The organism is Streptomyces sp. NBC_00654 (assembly GCF_026341775.1).
Lineage (GTDB): Bacteria > Actinomycetota > Actinomycetes > Streptomycetales > Streptomycetaceae > Streptomyces.
This window is the reverse complement of the sequence record NZ_JAPEOB010000002.1, coordinates 96,489-118,529: the sequence shown is the minus strand read 5'-3', so window position 1 is coordinate 118,529 and position 22,041 is coordinate 96,489. Positions and strand designations below refer to the sequence as shown.

Annotated in this window: 24 protein-coding genes and 5 pseudogenes; 18 read left to right on the top strand and 11 right to left on the bottom strand. The window is 68.3% G+C overall.

The window, feature by feature from the left end; genetic code table 11:
• Positions 1-20: 20 nt before the first annotated feature.
• The 3 genes from OHA98_RS20760 to OHA98_RS20750 are packed head-to-tail and all read left to right on the top strand — an operon-like array spanning position 21 to position 569.
• Positions 21-197 (top strand): hypothetical protein, encoded by a 177-nt coding sequence (locus OHA98_RS20760; protein WP_266928107.1) that lies wholly within the window; start codon positions 21-23, stop codon positions 195-197.
• 1 nt (position 198) lies between these two features.
• Positions 199-369 (top strand): hypothetical protein, encoded by a 171-nt coding sequence (locus OHA98_RS20755; RefSeq protein ID WP_266928106.1) that lies wholly within the window; start codon positions 199-201, stop codon positions 367-369.
• On the top strand, positions 366-569 hold the full coding sequence (locus OHA98_RS20750; RefSeq protein WP_266928104.1) for a hypothetical protein: 204 nt from the start codon (positions 366-368) through the stop codon (positions 567-569). Before OHA98_RS20755 ends, OHA98_RS20750 begins: the two co-directional genes overlap by 4 nt.
• Positions 570-912: 343 nt before the next feature.
• Here OHA98_RS20750 and OHA98_RS20745 read toward each other — a convergent pair.
• Positions 913-1,480 (bottom strand): annotated as a pseudogene (locus OHA98_RS20745) (IS110 family transposase); the annotation flags it as partial.
• A 241-nt stretch (positions 1,481-1,721) separates the two neighbouring features.
• Positions 1,722-2,030, bottom strand: coding sequence for a transposase (locus OHA98_RS42950; RefSeq protein ID WP_353962257.1), 309 nt, complete (start codon positions 2,028-2,030; stop codon positions 1,722-1,724).
• Between OHA98_RS42950 and OHA98_RS20740 the strand changes: the two genes are divergently transcribed.
• The 5 genes and pseudogenes from OHA98_RS20740 to OHA98_RS20720 all read left to right on the top strand — a co-directional run.
• Positions 2,029-2,481 (top strand): hypothetical protein, encoded by a 453-nt coding sequence (locus OHA98_RS20740; RefSeq protein WP_266928102.1) that lies wholly within the window; start codon positions 2,029-2,031, stop codon positions 2,479-2,481. The two genes, OHA98_RS42950 and OHA98_RS20740, sit on opposite strands and share 2 nt — an antisense overlap.
• Before the next feature lie 302 nt (positions 2,482-2,783).
• Positions 2,784-3,017 carry a hypothetical protein gene (locus tag OHA98_RS20735; protein WP_266928100.1) on the top strand — a complete coding sequence of 78 codons (234 nt, stop codon included), beginning with the start codon at positions 2,784-2,786 and terminating at the stop codon, positions 3,015-3,017.
• A 149-nt stretch (positions 3,018-3,166) separates the two neighbouring features.
• The gene (locus OHA98_RS20730; RefSeq protein WP_266928099.1) at positions 3,167-4,045 is read left to right on the top strand and encodes an alpha/beta hydrolase; all 879 of its coding nucleotides are present in this window, start codon (positions 3,167-3,169) and stop codon (positions 4,043-4,045) included.
• 162 nt (positions 4,046-4,207) lie between these two features.
• A pseudogene (locus OHA98_RS20725) lies at positions 4,208-5,015 on the top strand (IS5 family transposase).
• Between the two features lie 467 nt (positions 5,016-5,482).
• Positions 5,483-6,126, top strand: a pseudogene (locus OHA98_RS20720) (transposase); the annotation flags it as partial.
• A 117-nt stretch (positions 6,127-6,243) separates the two neighbouring features.
• Here the strand turns inward: OHA98_RS20720 and OHA98_RS20715 are convergent.
• Positions 6,244-6,834, bottom strand: coding sequence for a helix-turn-helix domain-containing protein (locus tag OHA98_RS20715; protein WP_266928097.1), 591 nt, complete (start codon positions 6,832-6,834; stop codon positions 6,244-6,246).
• A 109-nt stretch (positions 6,835-6,943) separates the two neighbouring features.
• Between OHA98_RS20715 and OHA98_RS20710 the strand changes: the two genes are divergently transcribed.
• Positions 6,944-7,897 carry a S9 family peptidase gene (locus tag OHA98_RS20710; protein WP_266928095.1) on the top strand — a complete coding sequence of 318 codons (954 nt, stop codon included), beginning with the start codon at positions 6,944-6,946 and terminating at the stop codon, positions 7,895-7,897.
• Between the two features lie 440 nt (positions 7,898-8,337).
• Positions 8,338-8,715, top strand: coding sequence for a hypothetical protein (locus tag OHA98_RS20705; protein ID WP_266928093.1), 378 nt, complete (start codon positions 8,338-8,340; stop codon positions 8,713-8,715).
• Positions 8,716-8,883: 168 nt separating this feature from the next.
• Here the strand turns inward: OHA98_RS20705 and OHA98_RS42945 are convergent.
• Together OHA98_RS42945 and OHA98_RS20695 are read right to left on the bottom strand one after the other, a co-directional pair.
• Positions 8,884-9,309 (bottom strand): annotated as a pseudogene (locus tag OHA98_RS42945) (FAD-dependent oxidoreductase); the annotation flags it as partial.
• Between the two features lie 28 nt (positions 9,310-9,337).
• On the bottom strand, positions 9,338-9,466 hold the full coding sequence (locus OHA98_RS20695; protein WP_266928089.1) for a hypothetical protein: 129 nt from the start codon (positions 9,464-9,466) through the stop codon (positions 9,338-9,340).
• Positions 9,467-9,886: 420 nt separating this feature from the next.
• Here OHA98_RS20695 and OHA98_RS20690 point away from each other — a divergent pair, with 420 nt between their 5' ends.
• Entirely contained in the window at positions 9,887-11,110 is a 1,224-nt protein-coding gene (locus OHA98_RS20690; RefSeq protein ID WP_266928087.1) for an MFS transporter, read from the top strand.
• 225 nt (positions 11,111-11,335) lie between these two features.
• On the opposite strand, the gene OHA98_RS20685 is transcribed toward OHA98_RS20690, so the two are convergent.
• The 4 genes from OHA98_RS20685 to OHA98_RS20670 all read right to left on the bottom strand — a co-directional run bounded on the left by OHA98_RS20685 (position 11,336) and on the right by OHA98_RS20670 (position 14,550).
• A complete protein-coding gene (locus tag OHA98_RS20685; protein WP_266928085.1) occupies positions 11,336-11,512 on the bottom strand; it encodes a hypothetical protein in 177 nt (58 codons plus the stop codon).
• 246 nt (positions 11,513-11,758) lie between these two features.
• Positions 11,759-12,370, bottom strand: a complete 612-nt coding sequence (locus OHA98_RS20680) for an HD family hydrolase (RefSeq protein WP_266928083.1) — start codon at positions 12,368-12,370, stop codon at positions 11,759-11,761.
• A 346-nt stretch (positions 12,371-12,716) separates the two neighbouring features.
• Positions 12,717-12,851: a hypothetical protein gene (locus OHA98_RS20675; RefSeq protein WP_266928081.1), complete on the bottom strand. Its 135-nt coding sequence runs from the start codon at positions 12,849-12,851 to the stop codon at positions 12,717-12,719.
• Positions 12,852-14,127: 1,276 nt separating this feature from the next.
• Positions 14,128-14,550 carry an ester cyclase gene (locus OHA98_RS20670; RefSeq protein WP_266928079.1) on the bottom strand — a complete coding sequence of 141 codons (423 nt, stop codon included), beginning with the start codon at positions 14,548-14,550 and terminating at the stop codon, positions 14,128-14,130.
• 306 nt (positions 14,551-14,856) lie between these two features.
• Here OHA98_RS20670 and OHA98_RS20665 point away from each other — a divergent pair, with 306 nt between their 5' ends.
• Together OHA98_RS20665 and OHA98_RS20660 are read left to right on the top strand one after the other, a co-directional pair.
• A complete protein-coding gene (locus OHA98_RS20665; protein ID WP_266928077.1) occupies positions 14,857-15,411 on the top strand; it encodes an EF-hand domain-containing protein in 555 nt (184 codons plus the stop codon).
• Between the two features lie 345 nt (positions 15,412-15,756).
• Entirely contained in the window at positions 15,757-15,960 is a 204-nt protein-coding gene (locus tag OHA98_RS20660) for a cold-shock protein (RefSeq protein ID WP_030299464.1), read from the top strand.
• A 1,049-nt stretch (positions 15,961-17,009) separates the two neighbouring features.
• Here the strand turns inward: OHA98_RS20660 and OHA98_RS20655 are convergent.
• Entirely contained in the window at positions 17,010-17,462 is a 453-nt protein-coding gene (locus OHA98_RS20655; RefSeq protein WP_266928075.1) for a hypothetical protein, read from the bottom strand.
• Between the two features lie 681 nt (positions 17,463-18,143).
• Positions 18,144-18,350: a hypothetical protein gene (locus OHA98_RS20650; protein ID WP_266928073.1), complete on the bottom strand. Its 207-nt coding sequence runs from the start codon at positions 18,348-18,350 to the stop codon at positions 18,144-18,146.
• 306 nt (positions 18,351-18,656) lie between these two features.
• Between OHA98_RS20650 and OHA98_RS20645 the strand changes: the two are divergent.
• From OHA98_RS20645 to OHA98_RS20630, 5 genes and pseudogenes are all read left to right on the top strand, one after another.
• Positions 18,657-18,843, top strand: a pseudogene (locus tag OHA98_RS20645) (DDE-type integrase/transposase/recombinase); the annotation flags it as partial.
• Positions 18,844-19,290: 447 nt separating this feature from the next.
• Positions 19,291-19,599 carry an FAD-binding protein gene (locus OHA98_RS42720; protein WP_323179663.1) on the top strand — a complete coding sequence of 103 codons (309 nt, stop codon included), beginning with the start codon at positions 19,291-19,293 and terminating at the stop codon, positions 19,597-19,599.
• An 85-nt stretch (positions 19,600-19,684) separates the two neighbouring features.
• The gene (locus OHA98_RS42715; RefSeq protein ID WP_323179612.1) at positions 19,685-19,840 is read left to right on the top strand and encodes a hypothetical protein; all 156 of its coding nucleotides are present in this window, start codon (positions 19,685-19,687) and stop codon (positions 19,838-19,840) included.
• A 228-nt stretch (positions 19,841-20,068) separates the two neighbouring features.
• A complete protein-coding gene (locus OHA98_RS20635; RefSeq protein WP_266928071.1) occupies positions 20,069-21,535 on the top strand; it encodes an MFS transporter in 1,467 nt (488 codons plus the stop codon).
• Between the two features lie 175 nt (positions 21,536-21,710).
• A complete protein-coding gene (locus OHA98_RS20630; protein ID WP_266928069.1) occupies positions 21,711-21,896 on the top strand; it encodes a hypothetical protein in 186 nt (61 codons plus the stop codon).
• Positions 21,897-22,041 lie beyond the last annotated feature (145 nt).

Here is a 22,041-nt window from a genome sequence, read left to right as displayed (position 1 = left end):
CTCGAAACAGAAGAGTCCGCATGAACTTCACAGGGTGCAAAGCCGAGGCGGTTGAGCGCGAGGACTACACCGGCCGGGACGTCGTCACCTGCGACGGCGAGGCCCAGCCGATCATGCGGGTGGAGAAGACCTGCGACGACGGAACCGACGTGGCGGTGCTCACACCATGCGCGACCTCACGAAGCGGTGTGAACTGACATGGCATGGTCTGGAAGCGCCATGTTCGTCGAGTGGGCGAAGGTGCCCCAGGGGGCGAGGGGCACCGGCTTCACGGGCCTCGACAGCGACACGGTCAAGGCTGCCCTCTACAACAACTCGATCACCCCGGACAAGGACGCGGCGGTCGAGTCCACGGGTTACAGACGGTGACCTGGTCGAATGCGAGTGCTTTCAACGACACCGACGGCAGCGACGACTGGCCTGAGGCGAGCCTCGCGCTCTCCTCGAAGGCCGTCACGGACGTCGGCTCAGGCGTCGTCGTGTACGACGCGGCGGACGCCATCAGGACCGCCACTGGCCCTCGCCGGCTCCAGCTCGACCGGAAGCCCCCGGGTCGCTCCCACGAGTGAGCGCCCAGATGAACACCGGTGGTGCTCTGGGGCAACGTGAAGTACCCGAGCATTGGCACTGGCCAGCAGTACCTGGAGAGCAACACTGGCGTCTACGTGTACCAGGTTCTGGGCCCGGGATTCGAAGTCCGGGAGGTGCCTGCGGGCTGGAAGGTCATGGAATACGGCGACCAGTGCCCCGCCCATCCGCGCCGTTCCCCCACCGGGCGCAGCGGTAGTCAGGGGTGTTGGGCCTATCAGGGGTGCGTTCCGGCGCTCCGCCCTGCCACGGCTCGTTCCCCGTCGTCCGTCCTGTACCGGACGACGGGCTCGCATTTGGCCGGAGATGTCGCTTCGTTGTCCCAAGGGTGCTGATCTGGGCTTCGAGCGCTCTGCGCTGGTCGTGGACCGCTGCGAGCGGGGTGGCCAGGGACGGGATCACGATGTCGGGGGTGCCCGTGCCGGGAACGATGACGGTCTGTTCGTCGAGGGCATCGAAGACGTCGTCGACCAGCCTCTATGCCGCCGTCCGCGGGGCCTTGGGCCGGATGAGTTCGACGAGTCTGCGGCGGCCGGCTTTCCTCAGGGCGACCGGGGATCCGTTCCACGTCCTTCGCGTCGGTCTTCGCCTCGCCGGGATACCGATCGGCGATCCGCCGCATCGCGAGTCCGGGCAGGTAGGCGACCTGGTAGCCCGCGTCCCGTGCGACGGTCGGGGGCAGGGCGCCGATGGAGGCGGGTCGGTCGACGATCACCAGGACGGTGCCGGACTTCGCGGTCAGCTTGTCGAGGACGGCCCGCAGTTTCGGTTCGCTGTTGGGCATCGGTTTGTCGAAGACCTTCTTCCCGGCCGGGGTCGGCCCGTGTCCGTGATGGGCGCTCTTGCCGACGTCCATGCCCAGGAAGATGCCCACATCGCCGGTGTCGAACATCGCGCCCCTCCCAAGTGGTTGACCTTGCCGGCCTCGGCGGTGGCAGCGTGCTCGCCCCTCCACGTCATGCAGACCTGCCGCCCGCGAGCTGCACGGCATCGCACCGGGCCAGGCGGTGGCCGTGGCTCAGGGTCTGACTGACGTCCTGCTGGGCTGTCCCGCGACTGTTCTGTCCGGCTGCCGGGACCTGTTCTCCATGGCTCCTGCCAGGTGGAACATGGCCTGATAGCGCCTCTGTGTGTCAAGCGGCCTGAGCACGGCGGTTCCGTTGGTCTCGTTTCATGATCCGGTAGACCACGTTGGACAGCCGTCGTTTGAGGGCCCTGCGGGCCTCCGAAGGCGTCTTCCCCTCACTGATCTTGCGGAGGTAGCAGTCCTGCCCGCGCCCGCCGTCGCGGATCTGGCAGACGGCGGGCGCGGGCAGGACCGATTTCAGTGCACGGTTGCCACCGGTGTTGAGCCGGTGGCGGACGTTGTCGCCGCTGGAGGCATCCAGGGGTGCACTGCCGGTATGGCTGGCGAAGCGGTGCTCGGTGGGGAACCGGCTGATGTCCCCGATGTGGCCGAGGACCGTCGCGGCCCTGCACGGTGCCCAGGCCCGGCAGGGTGGTCAGCGTGGTGAGGGTCACCGCGACGGCCTCGCGCGTCTCGGATTCGTTGTCCTTGACCTGCCGGTCCAGTCGGCGCAGGTCGGCCAGCAGGTCACGGGCTATGTCCCGGCGGCAGTTGTCGGTGGCGGGGACCGGCCGGATGACCTTTACCAAGGTGGCAGCCTTGTCGGCCGTCAAGCCGGTGGGTGCTCCGCCGGGCAGGAGGTCGTGCAGGACGGCATGGAGCCCGTTGAAGACGCGGGTCCGCTCGTGGACCAGGTCGTCTCGCCGCTCGGACCAGAGCATTCCGTACTGCGTCACCAGCGGAGACGGCTGGCTGGAAGTGGTCCGGCCCACCTGAACGCGCTGGTGATCAAGCCCGGGCCGAAGGCGGGCGCCTTCCGTAGCTGACCAACCCGTTCTGCGTCTGGGTACGGTGGTGTTCCGACATCGCGGACGTCCTGGTCCAAGAGCCTGCGCCATTGGCTGCCGGAGACCCTGACCTTCGGCTTCGAGGGCGGCGGCGGGCTGTTGGGCGCATGGTCGTGATCGGGCGTGGGCGTACGCCCCTCGGTATGGGGTCGTGGATGCGTCACCAAGTCGAGCCCGGTGTTCCCCGTCCCTGCGCAGGCGAGGGGGCGCCCCCTGCGGTAGAAGGGTCGCGGTCCTCACTCCGGCGGCGCTGCGTCGGCGCAACGCAAGGGATGCAGCTCGTGGAACATCGGGATCAGGACAAGGCCAGCCGCCCAGCCACCGGTGGCTCCTTCCTCGTCCGGGACGTCCTTCACGAGGACATCCCGGGCATCTGCGCCGTGATGCCCGAGGAGTTCGGCCCCCTGGGCGGCGCCCCGTGGGCGGATCCCGGCTACGTTGCCCAGGGGCTGGAGTGCTGCGGCCGCTCACGGGCGGCAGGCAATTCGGTGGCGGGTGTGCCGGGCGGGGCATAAGGTCTCGATCATGTACTCGCTCCTGTGCAACTGGCATTCCCTGCGCATCCGTTCGGTGTCCCTGACTCGGTGCTGACCTGAGCGTTCTGTCGGCACCTGGTCATCCGTGCACTGTTCACCGTTCGCCTCAGGATGACGAGGAAACCTTCATGCGTACCACCTCACGCCCCACCTTCGTGTTCGTTCCCGGTGGGTCCAGCAACGCCCGGGCCTGGGGGCCGTTGCAAAACGAGCTGGCCCTGCTCGGGTACCGCTCGTACGCCGTCGACCTGCCCGGTCATGGCGACCGTGCCGACCACCCGGCCGCCTACTACCGGCAGCCTCAGGACCTGGCGGCACTGGCCACCGCCCCCTCTCCGATACGTGGCGTCACCTTGCGGGACAACGTGCGGCACGTGGTGGACGCCCTGCACCGGCTCGCCCCCTCGGGGCCCGTGATCCTGGCGGGCCACAGCTTCGGCGGCCTGACCGTCACCGCCGTCGCGAACGCCGTGCCCGAACTCCTCGACCGCGTCGTCTACCTCTCCGCGGTCTGCCTCAGCGACCCAGCGATGGTTGCCGAGGAGTGGGACGTCCTCGACGACAACCTGCTGGACGCCGCAGCCGCCCGGATCACCGTCCCGGACACAGGGAACCAGGGCATAGCACGGCTGAACTGGCGTGCCGCGCACACCGACCCCGTACTGTTCGCGCAGCTCAAGGCCGCCGTCATGGCGGACTCCACCGACCACCAGTTCCGGATGCTGCTGGACTCCATGGACCCGGACGAGAATTACGCGGTACTGGAGAAGGGCGCGGTGGCCCGGCATGCGCAATGGGGAAGGATTCCGCACACCTACGTACGCCTCTCCAAAGACCTGAGCATCCCCCCGGCTGTACAGGACTACATGATCCGCAAGGCAGACGTACTGACGCCGGACAACCCCTTCGACGTCCGGACGCTGGCCACTTCCCACACCGGATACTTCAGCCGCCCGCACCTCTTCGCAGAGCTGCTGGCCGACTTGGCTCAAGCAGCATCCGCGTAACAAGCCACCCCCACGCCCGGGCGGTGGATCCTGCGCAGACGTCCCCGGCGGCGCCGCGTTCGCCGGGGACAGCATGAAGAAGCTGGACACTAACTGATCATTTCAGAATGAGATCGGTGTGTTGGCTTGGCAGTTGGGTGTTGTGTCGGCAGGATCTGCCGGGTGTCTGCTGATCTCGTGCCCGATGACCTGTGGGAACGCATAGCCCCGCTGCTGCCTCCTCGTCCGCCTCGGCGGCACCGGTATCCCGGGCGGCTGCCGGCCGATGACCGTGCTGCTCTGCGGGGCATCGTTTACGTGCTGCGCAAAAGTGTGAGCTGGCGGGACGTCCCTGCGGAGCAGGTGGGCTGCAGTGGGGTGACGGCCTGGCGGCGTCTGCGGGACTGGACCGAAGCCGGAGTCTGGCCCCGCCTCCACGAAGTCCTGCTGGCAGAACTGCGTAAAGAGGGCCTGCTGGAGATGGACGACGCTGCGATCGACGGCTCGCACGTCAGGGCCCTCAAGGGGGGGCTCACACCGGACCTTCGCCGGTCGACCGCGCACGCCCCGGCAGCAAACACCACATCATCGTCGACCGGCACGGAACCCCGCTCGCCGTTGCTCTGACCAGCGGCAACCGCCACGACGTCACCCAGCTCATGCCACTTCTGGACGCCATACCGCACATCCGCGGCCTGCGCGGCCGGCCCGCCACCGGCCCCGGCGACTGTTCGCCGACCGTGGCTACGAATACGACAAGTACCGCCGTCTCGTCCGGGCTCGTGGGATCACACCGAAGATCGCCCGTCGCGGCACACCGCACGGCTCCGGCCTGGGCAGGACCCGCTGGGTCGTCGAGCGGACCTTCGCCTGGCTGCACCAGTTCAAACGCCTTCGGATCCGCTACGAGATACGCGCCGACCTACATCTCGGTCTGCTCCAACTCGCCTGCAGCATCATCTGCTTGAGACGACTCCGAACCGCATTCTGAAACGATCAGTAAGGAAGACAGCGTCGACCGCAGCTACCACATTGAGTACTCGGAGGGCGGTACGCCACCGCCGTACCCGGCGCGAACAAGATCTACCTCACGAGCACCGAATCAGAGTGCTTCGCGTTCCACCCCGACATGGGAAGACGGTCGGACCGCTCTCCTTCGGTACATACAAGTCACCGTGGCTCGTCTTCCACCCGTTGCCGAAGACTGAGGCCAAGCGATCCTCTGCCCGTGTGAGTGCCTGACACTCCTCTCAGCCAGTGTGACGGCGGGCGACGCAGGCCCGCCGTCACGGCGCCCCGCTGGTGGACCGAGCACTGGTCCCGCTCGCCCCAGGTGTGGCTGACCGCGCAGCTGCTGTTCTCACCAGTGCGGGGTGGGTTCGCCCGCCGTCCGCGAAAGTTGATGACACGGCCGTATTCAGGGGTGGGCCGGACATCCAGAAACGAACGGAGAGCCGGATGCACCGGATCTCGGGACTGGTGATCGAGCCGACCCTGACGGCATGGAGAAAAGCCCGGCTCGACCGCAGGCCCACCGGCCGGCCGGTCAAAGTCGACCTCTGCGGCGTATTCAACGCGATTCTCTACATGAACCGCACTGGAATCCCCTGGAAATACCTCCCGTACGGCTTCCCGAACCACGGCATCGTCTGCGCCTACTGCGCCTACCGCGCCGCCTGGCGCGACGAGGGAATCTTCGACCAGCTCAATTACGACCTGACGGCACTGGCCCGCTTGAAGGAGGGGCGCAAGCCGAACCCAAAGGCTCTGTCATCGACACCCAGAAAGTGGAGACCTCCACCAACGTGCCTGTAGCCAGTCAGGAACGGACGCCGCGACGAAGGCTGCGGGCCGGAAGCGGGGCATCCTCGCCGACACGATCGGCCTGATCCTCGTCGTGACCGTCACCGCCGCGAGCCCTTCCGGAAACGCCTGGGAATGCGCCTCCTCGACCAGGTCAAGAAGACATACCCGACCATCGCCAAGAGCTGGTAGACACCGGCTTCAAGAAGTCCTTCGTCGAGCACGGCGCGCAGCTCGGAATCGATGTCGAAGTCGTCAACAGAGATCCCGGAGTTCGCGGCTTTCACGTCGTGAAAAGGCGCCTGGACCGCTGGCGGGGAACACGGGAAGGCTCTGTCGGGGAAGAACCGAACCGCAGGCACACGCGGGTTGGACCTCGGGGCGAACCGGCCAAGGGGGACAGCGGTGGAATCTGTTCAGCTGCCGGGTCCCGGGCCCGGGCCGACCGTGGCGGTGCTATCGGCGCTGGTCCCGGACGGCGGTGCTTCGACCGGGAAGAGGATCGGGCTGAGCAGGTACTGCGTGCGGTCGGGCGATGGCTCGTTGGCCAGGTGAGGGGCGATCGCTTCCCGCATCCCGTCGATCATCCCGCGCAGTTCTCCGGGGCTGAGCCAGACGGCATGCTGCCGGTAGCCGACCAGGTCGGCTACCGGGTCGGCCGTGTCGCGGTCGAGATAGGCGGTGAACTCGGCAGTCAGGACCGCCAGGGCGGCGGCGAATGCGCTGCGATGGTCGTCGAGCGAGAGTGAATTGGCCGTGTCTGTATTGATCCCCGTGTGGTCGCGGCGCAGCCGGTAGCGGCGCTCGACCGCGCCGCGCACGCGCCGCTCCAGGGCGACTTCCAGGACCCCGCCGGCTGCGAGCAGGTCGACGTGCCGGTAGACCGTGGCCTTCGAGACGTCCCGGATGCGGTCGCACAGGTCGGCGGTGGTCAGTTCCCTGCCGCCGCGCATCGCGTGAACCACTCGCAACCGCACCGGGTGGGCCAAGAGTTCGAAAGCGTCCATCCCGCAATGATCTCATGCCATGTTACCGTTCGCATCTATTGAGAAAGGTTGTGATGGGATGCCCGACGGCACTGCGACAGAGTCCATGACCGGCTCAGCTCTCGCTTGGATGCCACCGCCCTATGCCGAGCCCGACCGCTTCGAAGAGCACGAGGTCACCGTCGGCACCGGCCCACTCGCCGTGCCAGGCACGGTGAGCGTCCCCCGCGGGCAGGCTCCAGGCCCCGGCGTGGTGCTGCTCGCCGGTGGTGGCCCCTTCGACCGCGACGAGACCAGCGGGCCGAACAAACCGCTCAAGGACCTGGCCTGGGGGCTCGCCAGCCGCGGGACGACGGTGCTGCGCTTCGACAAGGCGACATACGCCCACCGCGATGTCGCCGCGGCGTCGGACCTGACGATGACACAGGAATACGTGCCGCACGCCGTCGACGCGGTCGGCCTGCTCCGTCGCCACCGCTCGGTGGACCCCGAGAGGGTCTTCGTCCTCGGCCACAGCATGGGAGGCAAGGTCGCCCCCGCCGTCGCCGTCGCCGCACCCACTGTGGCGGGGCTGGTGATCATGGCCGGGGACACGCAGCCGATGCACCATGCCGCTGTCCGAGTCGTCAGCTACCTCGCCACCGTGCTTCCCGACCAGGTCCCGTCCGCAGCCATCGAGACCTTCCAGCGGCAGGCAGCCCTGGTCGACAGCGCGGAGCTCACGCCCTCGACGCCCGCAGCGGATCTGCCGTTCGGCCTGTCCGCGCCGTACTGGCTCGAACTGCGTGACTACGATCCGGTCGCGATCGCGGCCGGACTCAATAAGCCGATGCTCGTTCTCCAGGGAGGACGTGACTACCAGGTCACCGTCGCCGACGACCTGGTCCGATGGCGGAAGGGTCTGGCCGGCCGGCCGGAGGCCGATATCCGTGTCTACGAAGCCGACAACCATCTGTTCTTCCCCGGCGCAGGACCATCCACCCCCGCCGACTACGGCACCCCTCAGCATGTCGACCCTGCCGTCATCGCCGACATCGCCCATTGGCTGGGCCGCAGCGAGGATGAACGTTCGCGCCGCCTGTGAACCAGCGGTCGGCAGCCTCCTGGCGGGGCACCACAGCACACCGCCGACCCCTCGCACCGAGATGTGCCCCGCTCGCCCGCGACAGCACCGACGGGCCGGGGGCGACGAGACCGCTGACAGACACCGCAGCGAGCAGCGACCAGTCAACGAGTTCGTCGTGGAGGAGATGCTCCGCCATATCTACGGAGTGCCACAGCTCTTCCGGACGATCCCTGTACCTCCCATGCCGTCTCGCCAGCCGGCGCGGCGACCGTGCGGTACCTGAACAACACGGATCCCAGCATCGCCGCCGACATCGAACGTGCCATCGACACTGCTGTGGACCTTCACCAACGCCACACGTCACCGGACCCGCACCCTCGCTACGGTCTTGTGCACGATCGAGTGCTCGTCGTCGGAGAGCTGACGGCCCGCAGGCCCGGGACGATACGGCGGATGCGGTGGCGAAGGAGCGGCAGGCGCTGACCAGATCGTGGAACGGAGCCCGCGCACCTCGTCCCGAAGCTGTGGGCCACGGGGTCGTACCGCCGTGGAACGCGGCGGCCGCGGACCTGCGCGCGCTGTGCGAGACACTCGCCGTCCACACCCTCGCCGCAGCCGTGGCGGGCTTCGTCACCGACCAGGTGCCAGAGCCGCGCAGTGCACTGCTTCTGGCCTGTGTCCTGCAGCTGGCCGAGACCGGTGACGGGGCCCGCTTCTGGTGGCAGTACGCCGCCGGCGCCGGGCAGCCGGCCGCCGCCTACTGCCCCAATCTCCCCACCTCGCCCGTGGGGGAGGAGGAAGTGGCCCGGTGGTGCACGAGGCGACCGCGGCGGTAGCCGACCTTGCCCAGCTCCATGGCCTCGATCTCGAAGGCGACCGCGATTCCGGGCCCCACGCCAGCCCCCACGCATCACCCCGAGCAGCTCGGGCTCGGTCTCGGCGTCGGCGCGTACGAACGTGCCGTCGGGCAGGACGACCTCGACAGCGCGGATGTGGTCGATGGTGAGCCCGTACTGCCGTACCAGCCAGCCAACGCCGCCTCCGGTGGCGACGATGCCGCCGACGCCGACGTTCCCGTGGTCAGCCGAGCTGATGACGAGACCGTGCGGGGCGAGCGCCTGGGCGACCTGGGCCCAGCGGGCACCCGCCTCGACACGGACCAGGCGGGAGTCGCGGTCGACGACCTCGCCCCGGGGCAGCGCGCTCAGGTCGAGAGGAGCAATCCGCCGTTGGTGCCGCTGCCGGACAGACCGTGCCCGCCGCTGCGGACCGCGACTTGGAGTCCCGGTCTCCCACGCGGGACGCGGCGCTGCGGCAACTTCGCCCGCGGACTCCGGCCTGACGACGGCGGCCGGGCTGCCACTGTGGTGTACGTGGACCGGAGCGTCCGATAGCGCCGGTCGTCGGGCGAGACCAGCTTCCCGGCCAATGCGACCGGAAGGGTGCCCAGGGAGTTCGTCATCGCCCGCTCCTCTCGGTATCGACGCACTCGCGCACGGCGGGCACGATCTCGTCGGCGGAGAGCGCGAGCTGCCGCTCGGGATCGGCGGCCGACCAGAAGACGAAGGTGTCGGACCCGAGATCCACGCCAGTGCGAGCATCTTCGGCTACCACCTGGCCCCCGACGGGCAGGAGCTGGTGGACGCCCTGCGGCCGCTCGCGCAGTGGAACATGCGGCGAGGCGCGCGCCCGGGGTACCGGGCGGATCCCGGCGGTGTGACCCTCGGAGAACGCCCGCGTGCCCAAGCGGGGACGCCAAGCCCGCGTACTCCTCGTCATGCCCGGCCGCGTCCGGGTCGCGCAACGGTCGCAGGCCGCCGAGCGCGTCAGCTTGCCCGCCCCCGGCGACAGCCACCGGTGAATCCGCGGTGCTGCCGTGGACGGTACGCATCCGCGTCCATGCCGCCAACGGCCCGAAGATGGCGGGCCGCGGACGGGACTGGGCCGGCTGCTAGAATGGACGCGTTGGCCTTCGGCGCCCAATGGGTGCGCGCGGAGGCTTTTTTCATGCCTTCTGACACATCTACGTCCAGCACGCTTCCCATCAACAGCTACCGTGGGCTGCTCCGCAAGCGTGAGTTCGCCGGGTTGTATGCCAGCTTCACACTGACGGTCGCCGCGAGCACCTTGTCGGGGTTCGCCCTCGGTACGCTGGTCAACCATCAGACCAAGTCCCCGCTTCTGACAGCCGTGAGCATGTACGGCGCCACGTTCGCGATGGTGCTCGGTGCGCTGACGCTGATGTCGGTCGCGGACGGAAACCGGCCTCGCCGAACCCTCGTCGCGCTTCAGTGCGTCTCGCTCGTAGGCACTGCCGCACAGGCGGTTCCGGAACTGCCGCTCGTGGCCCGGTTCGGCCTGCTCCTTGTGCTGGGGTTCTTCCAGTCCCTGGGAACCGGAACGCGGATGGGGCTGCTCGCCGAGGTGGTGCCGAACTCCACGTATGCCCTGGCACGTTCGCTGATGAACATCACCTCGGGCGGCATGGCCATCCTCGGCTACGCCATCGGCGCCGTACTTCTGCGGTACCTGAGCCCGCAAGAGGTCTTCGCCGTCGCGACGGCCCTGACCGCCGTCGGGTTGATCATCGTGGCGGTGACGGTCCGGGAACGCTCGATCCGCCTGACCCGTCGCCCCGGACTGCGCCAGACCTGGACAACGAACATCGCGCTCTTCTCCCACTCCGGCCAACGCTCGCTGCTGCTGAACCTGTGGGTCCCCAACGGCCTGATCGTCGGCTGCGAGGCCCTGTTCATCTCCTACGCCCCCCATCACGCCGGCGCCTTCCTGGCGGCCGGATCGGCAGGCATGCTCCTCGGTGACCTGACGGTCGGGCGACTGCTCACCGCCGAGCAGCGACGCCGCTATGCATTCGCCCTGCGACTGCTGCTCGCCATCCCTTACCTGCTGTTCGCCATCCACCCGCCTGTGCTGGTGGCGACAGCCGCGGTGTTCATCGCCAGTGCCGGGTTCGCAGCCACCCTGCCGCTCCAGGAGCAGCTTCTGGAGTTGACCCCCGATCCGGTCCGTGGCCAGGTCCAGGGGGTTGAGTCCGCCGGCCGGATGACGTGGCAGGGTATCGGAGCCGCGATCGCCGGCGGCGTTGCCCAGCACTTCAACCCCGGCACGGCCATCACTGCTGTGGCCGCAATCTCCGTCGCCATCACTGTCTTCTCCCGGCCCTTCGTGGTCCGCGCCCGAGCCGTCCGCGTCGAGGCGGCCAACGCATGAGCCAACCCGAGTTTTGGTAGCCGATTTGCACGAGCCTCCTACGACAGCATGAGCGGCGGGGCGCGGCCGCACGCGCCCGCCCTCTGCCACGGGCGCAGCCGCCCGAGGGCATAGCTGGCCGCGAGGGCGGCGACCGCTGTGACGACGATGGCCATCACGACCACCCCATCCCGTGGCTGGGAGAAGGTGAGACATGCGGACACGGCAGAGGCCGCGGTCGTCGGTTCACCGGGCCGCGGGAGATCGGAGCGCCTGGAGGAAGGCTACGAGGGGTGCGTACGAGGCGGAGGCGATCGTGTCGGTGGGGACTTCGCCGGGGCGCAGGAAGACCGGCACGATGACGCGGGCGACCTTCGTGGTCCCGTCCGGGTTGGGCCGGAGCGCCGTCCGGTGACTTGCCATTGAGGCAAGAGTCCGCTGATCTGGGCCTTGTGGCGTCGCGTCCGGCCCGTCGCGATGAACCGCGCATTCACCGCGCCGGCGGCTCCGGAGACCTGTGGGAACGCGGCCCCGAGGCAAGAGCAGGTGCCCATGTGTACTGCGGTTGCCTGTTCGAGCTGTACTCCGGCTGACTGCCAGGGTGGCCCACCCGGCCCCGCCCGGTGACCGGTTGGCAGAGGCGTATGACCGCGCCGGGCGTTGTGCTGTTCAGTTCGCGGGTGGGAGCAGTCCCTGGGCCACCGAAGCGTCCCTGATCTCCTGGTACAGAGCGGTGAGGGCTTCGCTCACTTGGACGCGAGGAAGCTGGAGGCGGTCCAGTGCTTCGGCGTCGGCGCCGACGTCCTGCCATCCTTGGCCGGTCAGGTAGCGCATGAGGGCGGGGTTGAGCCGGTCGACTCCGCGTACGATCCGGGCTTCGGGTGTCGTGCCTGCTTCGTACTCGTGCCACAGGTCGAGGAATTCGGCACCCAGCTTGCCGGGGAGGGGGGAGAACCGGCGCTGGGCGACCTCCTCCTCGATGCGGGCCTTGTCGTCGCTGCGCTGGGTGTTGTGCTGGGTGCTCCAGGCCGACGGGTCACCGGCCTCGATTTCCACGAGGTCGTGCATAAGGCACATTTTGAGCATCTTTTCCAGATCGAGAGCGTGTCCGAGTTCCTGCTCGAACTCGCTGTGCAGAATCCAGCTGACCAGTGCCAGATGCCACGAGTGCTCGGCCACACTCTCTTTTCTTTGAGGAGTGGCGTTGTTGTGCCGTTCGACTTCTCGCAGCCGGGCCGTGAAGGTAATGAAGTTGAACGCTTCCCGAAGTGCGTCACGCATGCCGCATATTCCTTTCCGCTTCCGTAATGTGGACGCGTTTCCTTCCCGTAGACCCGGTGGAACACTAGCACTGGCCGCTGTGCGTTCTCATTCTTGTTGCGGTAGGGAGATCGCTCTGAACTGTGGGGATGTGGATGGCCGAGAGATGCCTCGGTGTGTTTTCTCCGCGCGGATCGTGATCTTGAGCTGCAGTACGCAGGCTTGATGAGAATCCCGCAGGTGTATTGAGGATTCTGGTAGCGGCCAAGGGTGTCTGCGTGCCTTCGGCTGACGATCCCCTGCCAGCGGGCGTCCGTCATGGGCTTCCAAGAGCCCGCCTGATCCCGCGACGGCGGCACTGCCGGGCCTACCCGGCGGGTGACGTCTCCTCGATGATTCTCAGGAGTGCGACGTGGTCGTCCGGGACGACGTGGGCGGTGTCGATGTTCTGGGATGTCCACCAGTGATCACGGACAGGATGCCCGGCCAGGCTCCATTGCATGAGCGTGTATTTCTCACCCTGGGTGAAGCGCCCAGTTGACGGGCGGGTCCTCGGCCACGGCGTCCAAGCGGGGATGCCGCTGGCCGACCACCTCGCCCGTCTGACAGCTGAGGTGGACTCGTGGAGCGCGGGGCGCCGAGACACTGGCCATCCTGGAACGGATGGAGGCCAACCGTTCGGTCTGCGCGGACGGCCGTGCCGTCCTCACCGGACGAGCGTTCAGGTGCGGCCGAGGGCTCTGCCCCGTCGGCGGAGGGGTCCGGCCGGGGCGCGCATGATGCGCCGGCCGGCGCGCGACACGGTGACGACGTGGACCAGGGACGACGGCGGCCTGGCGGCCGAAGCCGCCGCGGACCCATGGCCCGGTGAAGCGGACCTGATCGGCCGCCCGGTCACCCGCTCGCTGCCAGGGGCGCAGCCGCCCGAGCAGACAGCCGGCCGAGCAGACAGCTGGCCGCGAGGGCGACGATGGCCATCACGATCACTGAATCCCGATCGCGGACAACTGCTCCATCCGCCCTGGCGTCAGTGCGATGTGCCGGCCTGGTGGCGGTGGGGAATGTCGGTGATGTGATGTCAGGCTTCTGTGTTTGTGCTGGAGTTGGTGTTTGCTTGGGTGGGTTTCGCTGTCATGAGCCGGTGTACGGGGCTGGTGGTGATGTCGTGGGGCGGTACACGCGCGCCTGGCCCGCTCGCGGTCACGGAACCGGCGCTTCTGAACATGCCGACGGCGGACAGTCACCCGCTCTGGAAACCCGGGGCCCGACCTCGGTGGAACCGGCCGGCTGGGTCATCGCTCGACAGCGTGAGACCCCGAGCGATGGAGCCCGGCGGTCTCTCTGTGACATGAGGTGTCGTCTGTCCTGCCGGTTCATCGACCGGCTACGGCCGGTGTCATGCCCGTCGCTCCTCGCCGAAGTCCAACGCTGCCTGAGTACGCCTCACCAGGGCACTCTGCACTGTGTGCAGAACGGGGCCCGATCGGTCCGCACACTTTACGAACGCCTCGACCGGCTTCAGGCCGCTCCGGGCGACGCGACCACCTGAAGCCGCTAAACCGGTCACCGCGGCCGACAGGACGAGACCCCGGGCGCTTCGCCCAGGTTCTCTCGGTGCAGTGCCATTCCGCCGGTTCAGCGGCGGGTCGTGGCCCGGTGTCACGCCCATTCCATCCCGATCTCGGTGAAGGCATCGCGCTGTTCCTGGGTGAGCCGGTCGCGGCGGAGGGGCGGCGCCCTGCTTCCTCGCCTTCCTTGCTTGCCCATCGCGGGTGTTCTCACTGCGTAGGGCCGGGTGGGGCGCCGAGTTGTTCGAGCGCGCCCTGGTGGTCCCAGTTGAACCAGGCCTCGGCGATCTTGGTGTCCTGGAATCTCAGGGTGACCTGGCCGGACACTTCGAAGGTCCTGCCGGTCGGGGGGAATCCCTGGTACTCGCCGATGTGGCGACCGCGAACCGTGAACCGCGCGCACACCAGGCTGTCCTCGGCCACCATGCTTTCCGCGGTGTGTCGCAGCCGGAAGGCCGCGAACAGTTGCCGGTAGACCTGCGTGGCCTCGTCCAGCCCCACCGTCTCCTGCGGCATGGCAGGGTCGTGCTCAAGGTAGTCCGCGGTACACAGGTGGGCATAGGCGGGCTCGCGGTTCCGGTCGTCCGTCTCTTCCAGGAAACGGCTTGCTACGGCCTTGTTGCGCTGTTCCATGTCCGGGTGCATACCCAGGCCGGGGACCGCCACGCCGACACGCAGGGCCAGCGTTCGGGGCAGCGGCGCCCCCAACCCCAGTGACCGCGTACGTCTCCGGGCGTGCTGCACCTCTCCGGATGAGGCATATACAGCATTGGGATGGCCAAGTTGGATGGACGGCCGTGCTGGACCGCTTGCGTCGTGCTGTCCACCCGATCCGGAAATGATCACTGGATCGTGTGTCATCAAGGTGTTCGGCGTTCGTTCCGGTCGGTTCATCTCATGCTGGAAGAGCCCGAAACAGGAACACGTAAGGACTCGGCCATGACCACCGTTGCTCCCCAGGACACCATCACCGTCAAGCTTGAGCGCACCTTCGACAACATGGATTCCAACCACGACGGCTACGTGGACTGGACCGACTACCAGGCGCTCGGTGACCGCTACGTCCAGGCCTACCGGCTCGCCAAGGACGACCGCCGGGCCAGGGCCATCCAGGCCTTCTGCCAGATCTACTTCCTGGAACTGCTGCGCCACGCGGGCGTGGACGGGGACCGGCTCACGAAGGACCAGTTCGTCACCGCCAACCGTCTCGCGGTCATCGACACCAGCCGGCTCAACGTCACCGAGGGCGGCGGCCACGCGATCTTCGACATCATCGACGTCAACGGCGACAACGAGATCGGCAAGGACGAGTTCGCCCGCTTCCAGAAGGACGTGTGGAAGAGCGACGCCGCCGACGCGATGGACATGTTCGCCAAGCTGGACACCGACGGCGACGGTGTGATCTCGCGCCACGAGTTCATCCGCGCGGTGCGTGAGCACTTCCTCTCCAACGACCCGGACGCGCCGGGCAGCGTGTTCTTCGGGAACTTCTGACCCACCCGCTCCGAAGAGCTGGCCGACCCCGGACGCGGTCACGGTCGCCGCACGGCCGGGCGGGCCTGGATTGGCGAGTTGCCCACTCGCTGGTTGATCGGGTGCTGCAAGGGGGGGGAGCTGTGACGCGGCCATGTTCCTACTCAGGAGCGGGTCGTACCGGCGCCCGGAGACGTGCGCGGCGATCCTGGCCGGGACGGTGAACAGAACCTGTTAGTGAGGGACTGGGAGGCTGGCGAGACTCTTTGTGGCGGAACGAAATGAGCAAGGTTCGGAGCCTGCTCGACCGGACTGTGGACGGGGCGCCAAGATCGCGCCGAGGAACTGAATGAAGGATGAGGACCGATGGCAACAGGCACTGTGAAGTGGTTCAACGCGGACAAGGGGTACGGCTTCATCAGCCAGGACGACGGCGGCGCGGACGTGTTCGTGCACTTCGCCGCCATCCAGACCAATGGATACAGAAGCTTGGAAGAGAACCAGCGGGTGGAGTTCGAGGTCACCCAGGGGCAGAAGGGTCCGCAAGCGGAAATGGTCCGCCCTCTGTAGCACGTCTTGTTCCGACTGCCCTTCCTCCCTCGTCCAGCCCTGCTGCCGGAGCCGAATTCTGCGCCGGGGGTTAGGGGGCGTGCAGGCCGGTTGGCGAAGGTGGGCGAACAGCAGGGCGTTGGAGGTGGCGCGCCCGCGCTATGCGGTGTCGGCGGTGCCGGCGGTGCACAGCTGGTCGTCGGCACCGTGCAGACAGCGGCGAACCAGCCCTCCTCTGCACCGGCAAGGACGGGGGCGAACCCGACGCCGCTGCCTGGGTACTGGTGGAGGGAGGCTGGCGGAGTCAACCCATGGACTCCGGCGCCGGTCGGTGACGCGCCGTACACCGCGACGGTGACCGCCACCGCCCCGTCGTTGCCCCTGCCACCACTGATGAGATCCGTGATGAGCACACCGCCGACCTGTGGGCCGCGCTGGCCGGCGTAGGCCCGCTCCTCACCCACGGGGCGGCCGAGCCGTGGCCATCGATTTCCCCGGTACGCCCAGATGCTGATGACCACCACTGACAAGACCACCGCCGTCCTGGCACGCACCACCCCTGAAGGGCATAGGAATGCCCTGCCGCACGGTTGCCGGTCTCCGTGCTGGGGTTTTGACGGCGCTCAGTGGCCCTCCCGATCCCTCCCGGGAAGGTTGTGTTCCGCAGGGCGGTTCTACCGTGGGCTGGGGAGGCGCGTTGCGGGCGGCGCGCCGGGGATACTGCCAAAGGTGGAAGCCCCCCGAATCGGACGTCGGCCATCCGTGCAGGTCAGCCTGCGCGGGCAAGCCGGTCATATGTCGGGGCAGGGGCAGGGGCAGGGGCAGGGGCAGGGGCAGGGGCAGGCGCCGCGGGTCGGTGTGGGCGGGATGACGGCCCGAGAAGGACTGTCACCCCGCTGTTTCCGGGCCGGTGCGCCGGTATGGGGTCTACTGGCCCATGGCGGTGATGGCCTGGCTGATGCGGAGACGGTCTCCCTGGAGGTCGAGGAGGTCGGCGTGGTTCTTCGTGCCGGGCGTCGGCCTGGGCACGGAGGTTTCGATCTGGTGGGTGAGGCGGGTGCGTTCGCTGATCAGCGCACTTTGTCGGTGTAGTCCCTCTCCGCCGTGGCCGAGTGGGTCGTCTGCTTCGACCGGACTAGGGAGCCATCGACCCCGCTGTCCCGCTGCCCGGGGCAGACGGTCTGCCCGTAGTCGACACTTGCGTCGGCCTTCAGACCGGCCGCGATGCCCTCGGTGGTGGTGTCGGTGACCGTGATGGTCGCCGACTCCGAGTGCTCCTGGGTGACCGGCCCCTCGACGAGCTCACCCGAGGACACCAGCGGTGCCACGCCCACCAGCTTCCCGACGATCGTGAAGAGCTTCACTACCCCGAACGGCTGTCCGAGGCTGACTACCGGGACCATCCACGCCTGCTCGGAGAGCCGCTGGTGCGACGGGCACTTCCTGACCCACTGCGGGGTGCCGTCCAGGAAGTACCCCCAGCGGGGGTTCACACCCGCGGACTTGGCCGAGTAGCCGTCCACGTGGTCCTCGAACCCGTCCTACGCGTCGGCCAGGGATAGACCGGCTCGACATCTGTGCCCCCGCACGTGCAGATCCATCGCCCACAGATCCGGGGAGTACGGCATAGGGCCGTAGACGAAGGTCGGGCAGCGGTCCAGGACGATGCTGTCGGGCACCTTGCAGGGGTCACGAAGTCGGTCGGCATGACGATGTACCTGCCCACACTGAAATCACCGAAGTTGCTGGACCTGGACACGCGGCATGCTTCTGAGGGAGATCGGATCGGTCCACCGGCACAACGGGCCCACACCCCCCAGGAGGTCACCGCCACCGCACGCCGCACAACACCCCACTGCGCCCCGGGCGTACCGGGTCCGCAGCGGCGGTCCCCCCCCACTGAGGATCGCCCGGACGCGCTCCTCACCGGCGCCGACGTGTCTTTCCACACCGTCGTATCGAGCAGTGGTCGGTTCTTCCCGCCGTACTCGCGGGAGGAGCACCGGGGCGAGGGTGCGCAACTGCCGGTGCCGCACGCCGTCCCGCGATCGTCGCGGTGCCCAACAGGACGGTGGGTTGGCCGACCTGGTGCCCGGGGGATTTCCGTACCGACCGGGCACGGTGGCCCGCGGCGCTGGTTCAACACGCGGCCGTCGCCAGGACTTCCTTTCTCGTCCGCCGCCCCGGCCTCCGGTCCGCCGGATCTAGAGTGGCTGCCAGCCGGCCTGACCGTCGGACCCCACAAGTGACCAGCCGGCCTGGCCGTCGGAACCAACGACCTGCCAGCCGGTGCTCCCTTCTGCGAAGTCGATGTCGGAACTGACTTGGTATCCATCGGCGTGAGCGGCGCTGCTCGCTCCGAGGAAGGCGAGCCCGGCTACGGCCATTGCTGTGACAAGACGACGGATCATGGGTCTGCTCCTTGCTGTTCGGGTAGTGACCTGCGGGAACAGCAACGAGGTATATCCCTGTCGAGTACGCGTACAGCCGGTGCTTTCACACGACTGGACCTCGCCCGGGCCCCTCATGCACATAGCACGGGATCCCGGGGGATGTCTGCTGTCCGGCAGGCGCTACGACGTGCGGGGTCGCGCAGGGTTTCGGCGCCGAGCACCGCCCGCCCGGTCTGAGGCAGGCCGATCGCCGGGGTCCAACAGCTGCCGGTCGGTCGCTGCCGATCCGGGGATCAACCCGGAGACCCTGCGGAACTGGGTCCGGGCGGCGGGAAGTTCTGCTACCCGGCGACCGTCATCGACCTCTCATCGCGCCGTCTGGCCGTCTGGGCGATCGCCGACCACATGCGCGCGGACCTCGTCACCGACGGCCTGGCCGCGGCTGTCCGAACCCGTGGCAGCCCTCGCCGGACTGTTCATGCACACCGACCATGGAGCCCAGTACACGAGCAGGGCCAAACGAGCGCGGGGCCTGATCCGACGCCTTCAGACGGCTCCACCGCTACAACACCCGATGCTGACACTCCCACCTCGGACAACGATCACCGATCGCCTTCGAGAACGTCTCCAACTCACACCAACTTCGTCGGCACAAGTCGCATATCCCGTTTCCAGGATCCGGGGTCAAGGCCCCTGCGTCCGTGGGTTCACCTCCAAGCCGGGCGGTGCGGCGAGCTCGGTCTCGGTGTGGACGAGGTGGAACGTGCGAAGGGTCCGCTCGGACTCCGCACGCTCCCCGGTGGTCTCGATCGGTGCTCCCAAGGGGTACGGCCGAGCCCGGCGCACGGGCGCTGGAGGCGGGGACCACCTTCGGTGAAGGGCTCGGGTGATGGCGATGAGCGATCCACCTTGCCCATTGCGTGCCCCCTTGCGGAAATAGCAACAAACTTTGCTGCGCGTGGGCAGTGACTGCACCTTGGAGGCGGAGGTGATCACTGTGAACGATGTGATCGGCAAATGCGGTACGAAGAGCGATGCGCGGGACGATGCCGTGTACGACGTGGCGGTAGTGGGTGCGGGGGCCGGTGGGCTGAACGCCGCGCCGGTACTGGCGCGGGCCCGGCGGCGTGTTGCGGTGGTGGATGCCGGAGAACCGCGCAACGCCCCGGCTGCGCACATGCAGGGCTTTCTGTCCCGGGACGGGATGTCTCCGGCAGCGCTGTCGGAGGTGGGCAGGGCCGAGGTGCTCCCCGGAACGGGCTGCTGACGGGCCTGAGCTGCGAGCGGGATGACAACGGATGGGTGATCACGGACCGTTCGGGCCGCACCGGTGTGCCCGGGGTGTGGGTAACGTGGCCGACCCGCGGGCTCTGGTCGTCACCGCGGCCGGTACGGCGGCGGCCGGATTCGCCATCAACCACCACCTGGTGGAGGAGGACACCGACAGGGCTGTCGCGGACCGTCGTACGGCAACCGACCCGGCAACCTCCTTGCCCTCCTCGCGCTGAAGCGTGTTCCAGAACGCTGTAGGGCCTGTCCGGCGCATCCCGCCCGGCCTGCGACGTCCGGCACGCACGCTCACCGCGTTACCGGGATCCTCCGCGTACGTCCCGTACGACGACGCCCCTCCGCCGCGCGATCGCACGCACCGGATACCCGCGGGCCCCGCCCTTCGGGCGGACGACGCCATGTGCCGGACAGTCCCTGGAACATCCGAACCGAAGGACAAACGAGCCATGCCCCCAGAACCTGTGGATGCCTACCCCCGGACAGTGCCCCCAGCCGGCATTGACGACACACGGGCGAGGAAGGGCACCGGCGAACAGCCCCGGACGTCTCCCGCGTTCGCCGTCCTCGCTGTCGTCCAGGCGACACTGATCTTCACCATCACCCTGATCGCCGTCCCGCTGCCGGACATCGGACGCGAGTTCGGCCTGAGTCCGGCCGACCTGGTGCTGGTCAATGCCGCGTACGGACTGCCCTTCAGCGGGCTGCTCCTGTTCGGAGGGAGACTCGCGGACCGCTACAACGGACGACGGATGCTCGTGACGGGGCTGGCGGTCTTCGCACTCGCCTCCGCGACAGCCGGATTCGCTCCCGGCTTCGAGGCCCTGGTGGCGGTGCGCTTCGCCCAGGGCGTCGGAGCGGCGCTGACCGCCCCGGCAGCCATCGCCATGCTGCGTACCCTGTACCCCGAACCGGCCGCTTTCGGCAGGGCGATGGCCTCATGGGGCGGCGTGTCCGTGCTGGGTGCGGCGATCGGGACCGTCACCTCCGGCGCGATCACCACCTGGGTGTCGTGGCGGTGGATGTTCGCCGTCCCTGTACTCGTCGCGGTCCTCGCCCTGGCGGTCGCGCGGCGGCTGCTCCCGTCCGGTTCTGCGGGGACGTCCCTGCCCCGTCCCGGCCTCGACCCTGCGGGGGCCCTGCTCGCTACCCTGGGAATCTCCGTCGGCAGCTACGGTCTGATCGTCAGCGGAGACCACCCCTGGACCTCACCCGCAGTGCTCGTACCCCTCACCGTGGGCATCGTGCTCCTCGGAGCGTTCTTCGCCGTCGAGCGCCGAGCCGGTCAGCCGCTCCTGCCCCCAGGGTTCATCAGGGAGCCGTCACGCGTCCTCGGGCTTGCCGGCATTCTGCTGGCATCGGCCGGAACCGGAGTGGTGACCTTTCTGCTCTCCCTCTACCTGCAGCAGGAACACCACTGGACACCACTGGCGACGGCCGGCGCGTTCATACCCTTCACCGTTGCCCTGATCGCGACCAGCCGTGCGGCAGGAGCGCTGGTCGGACGATACGGAGCGGCCCGCGTGACCACCGCCGGACTCCTCATCGGCGCAACCGGACTCGCACTCCTCGCCGGCATCGGCCCCGGCACCGCCTTCGCCCCCGGTCTCCTGCCCGGCCTCGTACTCCTGCCCGCGGGCACATCCCTGGTCTTCTCCGGATCAGCCGTCCTCTCCACCGCCGGAGTACCCCCGCACCAGACCGGTCTGGCAGGTGGCGTCATGAACACCGCCATGGAACTCGGACCCACCGTCGGCCTCGCCGCACTGATGTCCGTCGCCGCGACACAGGCCGACACGGTCACCGGCTACGCCTGGGCCTTCTCCACCGCTGCCGCCGCCTACCTCACCGCCGCACTCGCCGCACTCATACTTGATCGCCGCAGTGCCCCCGCCCCAACACGCCGTCCCTCATAGCCAGTGCCGCATCAGGCGACGCTCGCCCTGAGGCCAGGCCCTCATCGAGGTCCCCTGTTTCCGGGCGCTCGAAGACCTCGCCTGCGGTTCCATCGCCGTCCACCGCACCGCCGAGCCCAGCGGGGTCGCCAACGGGCTACGTACCCCGAGAGCTTGGTGGAGCACAACCGGCGGCGTGCCGGAACGGCCTGCGGCCCCGATACCCCGTAGCCGGCTGTGGTCCGGCGGCGTCATGGGGTCGGAGCAGAACGACGACGGAGCCGCGCCCGCCGGCTATCTGCCGCTGACCGAGATCGCGGCCGGGTGCGGGTCGGGGCTCGTCGGTGTTCTCCCGCTGACGGGCCCCGAACCTCTACCCTGAAGACCGGCGAGAAGAAGGAGATGCCTCGTGGACGTCGTGATCGCCAAGCACCGATCCCCGATCGGGGATGACGGACACCAGCCGAACCGCCCCGTACCTCCACCTCCACCCCCACCTCCGTCTCCTCCTGCCACGGACACGAAGT